Origin of the sequence: Rhodococcus sp. EPR-147 (assembly GCF_001647185.1) — a bacterium.
GTDB lineage: Bacteria > Actinomycetota > Actinomycetes > Mycobacteriales > Mycobacteriaceae > Rhodococcoides.
The window spans coordinates 1-308 of sequence record NZ_LVCU01000362.1 but is presented as its reverse complement, the minus strand read 5'-3'; the positions used below and the strand labels follow the sequence as shown (position 1 = coordinate 308).

At 62.0% G+C, this 308-nt stretch carries 1 pseudogene; it reads left to right on the top strand.

From position 1 onward, the window contains the following. Positions 1-75, top strand: a pseudogene (locus tag A2J02_RS27765) (co-chaperone GroES); the annotation flags it as partial. Positions 76-308: the final 233 nt, after the last annotated feature.

Sequence of the window (308 nt, the reverse complement as noted above, 5' to 3'; positions counted from 1 at the left end):
ACCGAGATCAAGTACGCCGGCGAGGAGTACCTGATTCTGTCGGCACGCGACGTGCTGGCTGTCATCGCCAAGTAGGCCACAACGCATCCCGCCCCGGTATCCGATTTTCGTGTCGGTCCCGGGGCGGTGTGCGTTCGATCGAGTTTCTTTACTCGAAGGAGTAACACCGAAACATGGCAAAGCAAATCCAATTCAACGAGGAAGCGCGCCGCGCACTCGAACGCGGCGTCGACAAGCTGGCCGACGCCGTCAAGGTGACGCTCGGGCCGCGGGGACGCCACGTCGTCCTGTCCAAGGCATTCGGCGGT